The organism is Streptomyces sp. NPDC004561 (genome assembly GCF_053602155.1).
Window position 1 is genome coordinate 1 of record NZ_JBSGDB010000685.1, and the last position, 3,616, is coordinate 3,616.

Sequence of the window (3,616 nt, forward strand, 5' to 3'; positions counted from 1 at the left end):
GGAGACCTCCTGGGGCAGACGGCCCAGGTCGACCGTGATCGCCTCGTCGTCACCCACGCCGGACCCGCGCGCCCTGCTGGTCGTGCTGGCCGTCTGGACCGCCCCGCTGCTGCTCGCACCGCCGCTGTTCAGCCGGGACGTCTACAGCTACCTCGCGCAGGGCGCCATGGTCGACGCCCACATGGACGTCTACGCCCAGGGTCCCGCCACGCTCGGCGGACCCCTCGCCGGCGAGGTTGCCCCGATGTGGCGGCACACGGGCGCGCCCTACGGCCCCGCCTTCCTGGGCCTGGCCTCCGCCCTGTCCGGCCTCACCCGGGGCGAACTGCCCGCGGGCCTGCTCGGCATGCGCCTGGTCGCGCTGCTCGGCGTGGCCCTCATGGCGGTGGCGCTGCCCCGCCTCGCCCGGCACAGCGGCGCCGACCCGGCCGCCGCGCTGTGGCTCGGCGCGCTCAACCCGCTGGTCCTGCTGCACTTGGTCGCCGGCGCCCATAATGATGCCCTCATGCTTGGTCTGCTCGGTCTCGGCCTGGTCGCCGCGCGCGGCCGCGGAGCCGCTCTCGGCACCGTCGCCGCCGTCCTCGTCACCCTCGCCGCCCTCGTCAAGGCGCCCGCCGCGCTCGGCCTCCTCGCCGTCGTGGCCCTCCAGCTCCGCGCCGGCCGGCGCCCCGTGCCGGCCGTGCTGACGACGGCGGTCGCCGCCGCCGGGACGACGGTCGCCGCCACGGCGGTGGCCGGCACCGGCTACGGCTGGATCGGCGCCCTGGCGACCCCGGTCTCCCCGCAGAACTGGGCGCTGAGCAGCCTGCTCGGCCGGGCCACCGGCGCCCTGCTCGAACACCTCGGCAGCAGCCTGGCCCCGCTGGCCGTCCCGGCCTGGCACCTGCTCGGCCTCGCGGTCACCGCCGTCGCCGTGCTGCTGATCTGGCTCCGGCTGCGGCTCAGACCGGTGTACGCGCTCGGCCTGAGCCTGCTGGCCGTGGCCGTGTTCGGTCCGGCGATCCGCCCCTGGTACGTGCTGTGGGGCCTGTTCCTCATCGCCGCCGCCGCGCCCAGCACCTCGGTACGGCACCGGGGCGCGGCCCTGGCCGGGGTGCTCGCCCTCGCCGTGCTGCCCAGCGGCGGCCCGGCCGACACCGGGCAGCTGGTGCTGGCCGTCTCCGGCGGGGTGCTCGGCGTGGTCGTGCTGTGGCAGGCCCACCAGGCGGCCCAGGCCCCGGCTCCGGGACGCGCCGCATGACGGGCCCGCGCACCGAGCGGGGCCGGCTGTTCCTCGTGCTGGGCCTCGGCGCCGCGGTGGCCGCGTTCACCGCCACCGTGCCGCTGCTGCGTGGCTTCTTCGACCTGAAGGTCTACTACGGCACCGTGCACACCTGGGTCCACCATGCCGGCCGGATCTACGACTACCGGGTGCCGGGCACCGCGTACGGCTTCACCTATCCGCCGTTCGCCGCCGTGGTCATGCTGCCGCTGGCGATGATGGGGCGGAACACCGCGATCGCCGTCTCCCTGCTGGTGAACCTGGCCGCGCTGGCGGTCGTCCTGTGGATCCTGGCCGGGCCCGGCCGCCGGCGGCAGGGCTGGTACCGGTGGTCGCTGGGCCTGTGCCTGCTCGCGCTGTTCGAACCCCTGCGGGACACGTTCAGCTTCGGCCAGGTCAACCTGGTGCTGCTCGCCCTCGTGCTCGGCGACGCGTGGCTGCTGGCCGTCGGCCGGGGCCGCTGGGCGGGCGCCGGGATCGGGCTCGCCGCGGCCGTGAAGCTCACGCCCGCCCTGTTCATCGGGCTGCTGCTGCTCGCCGGTCGCCGCCGGGCGGCCGGGATCGCGACGGCCGTGGCCGCCGGGGCGACCGCGCTGGCCGTCTGGGCGGACCCCGGGGCGTCCCGGTACTACTGGACCGAGGCGCTGTGGGACACGGGCCGGGTGGGCCGCCTGGACTACGTCTCCAACCAGTCGCTCCAGGGAGTCCTGGCCCGGCTCGGCGAGACGGGCCGCCCGCTGTGGGCGACGGTGGTGCTGCTGACCCTGTGCGTGTGGGGCTGGCGGGCCCGCCGGGCGGTGACGGCCGGCGACTGGCCCGCGGCGTTCGCCCTCACCGGTGCCGCCGCCTGCCTGGTCAGCCCGATCACCTGGGTGCACCACCTGGTGTGGCTGCTGCCGTCCTTCGCCGTGCTGGTGCGCACCGGGCACCGGCGTGTCGCGGGCGCGCTGTACGCGGTGATGTGCACCAGCGTGGTGTGGCTGTGGTTCGACGACGCCTCCGGCCCGGGCGGCTTCCTCGGCAGCAACACCTACACCTGGATCACCCTGGGCCTGCTGCTCGGTCTGCCGGTGGGTCAGCCCCGCGCGGCCCGGCGCCCCTTGGAGCGCAGCACCATCGCCACGGCCCCGGCGCCCAGCCCGGCGAGCCCCACCCCGACGGCGGTGCCGGACCACCCCGAGTCGTCGGCCGACGCCCCGGAGGTGGCCGCCGCCACCGGCACGGCCGACGCCTCCGGCCGGGGCGCCGGGCGCAGCGCGTCCAGCGAACCCACCGGATCCACCCGTCCGGCCGCCGCGAATCCCCAGTCGAGCAGCGCGCGGGCCTCCTCGTACACGGTCAACCCGCCGCCGGCCTGAGGGTTCATCAGGGTCACCACGAGGGTGCGCCCGCCCCGGCGGGCGGCGGCCACGAGCGTGTTGCCCGCGTTGCTGGTGTAGCCGTTCTTGATGCCGACGAGCCCCGGGTACGGCGCTACGCCGTCCTCGCCGCTCAGCAGCCGGTTGGTGTTCTCGATGGCGTACGGCGTCCCGTCACCGGGGAAGTCGGCCCGGGCGGTGGAGCAGTAGCGGGCGAAGTCGGGGTTGCGCAGCCCCTCCCGGCCGAAGACCGCGAGATCGTAGGCGGAGGACACCTGACCGGGGGCGTCGTAACCGTCCGGGGACACCACCTGGGTGTCCCCGGCGCCCAGGGTGCGGGCCTTCGCCTGCATGTGCCGGGCGGTGGCCTGCCAGCCGCCGGCCAGGGAGGCGAGCACGTGCACGGCGTCGTTCCCGGACTCGAGGAAGACCCCGCGCCACAGGTCCGCCACCTGGTAGCTGTGCCCCTCCTCGACCCCGACCAGGCTGCTGCCCTCGCCGACGTCCGCCAGCTCCTCGTAGCGCACGGTGTGCCGCAGTCCGCTGGGCAGCGACGGGAGCACGGTGAGGGCGAACAGGGTCTTCATGGTGCTCGCGGGCGGCAGCGGGCGGTGCGCGTCGGCCGCGGCCAGCACCTCCCCGCTGCCGGCGTCGGCGACCAGCCAGGACAGCGCCGAGACGTCCGGCAGCTCGGGTGCGCCCCGGCCCGGCCGGACCTGCGTGCCGGAGCGGTAGAGCAGGGACGGCCCGGGCGCCGCCGCCCGGGGCGCGGGCGGCGCGGGGTCCCCGGCGCGGGTCCCGGCGGCGGCCGACGGGCCCGCCACGGCGGCGGTGGCCGGCGCGAGCGCCAGCACGCCCGCCACGCACAGGGAACAGGCCGACACAACCGTCCGATATGAGAATCGCATCCTGTCCGGCATGTGCCAGACCGGAATCGTGGGCGTATCGCGCCATGCCGAAGAACAGCGTCATGACGAGCATGGCGGTGAACAGGGAC

The 3,616-nt window shown here is 76.1% G+C and carries 2 protein-coding genes and 1 pseudogene; 2 read left to right on the forward strand and 1 reads right to left on the reverse strand.

Annotated features, from left to right (window positions below; all coding sequences use genetic code 11):
• Positions 1-1,240: polyprenol phosphomannose-dependent alpha 1,6 mannosyltransferase MptB (gene mptB, locus ACWEN3_RS43530; RefSeq protein WP_452983404.1), on the forward strand; the 1,240-nt coding region annotated here is incomplete at its 5' end.
• Positions 1,237-2,619, forward strand: a complete 1,383-nt coding sequence (locus ACWEN3_RS43535) for a glycosyltransferase family 87 protein (RefSeq protein WP_452983407.1) — start codon at positions 1,237-1,239, stop codon at positions 2,617-2,619. The genes mptB and ACWEN3_RS43535, both read left to right, overlap by 4 nt.
• Positions 2,620-2,681: 62 nt before the next feature.
• On the opposite strand, the pseudogene ACWEN3_RS43540 reads toward ACWEN3_RS43535, so the two are convergent.
• Positions 2,682-3,539 (reverse strand): annotated as a pseudogene (locus tag ACWEN3_RS43540) (D-alanyl-D-alanine carboxypeptidase family protein); the annotation flags it as partial.
• Positions 3,540-3,616: the final 77 nt, after the last annotated feature.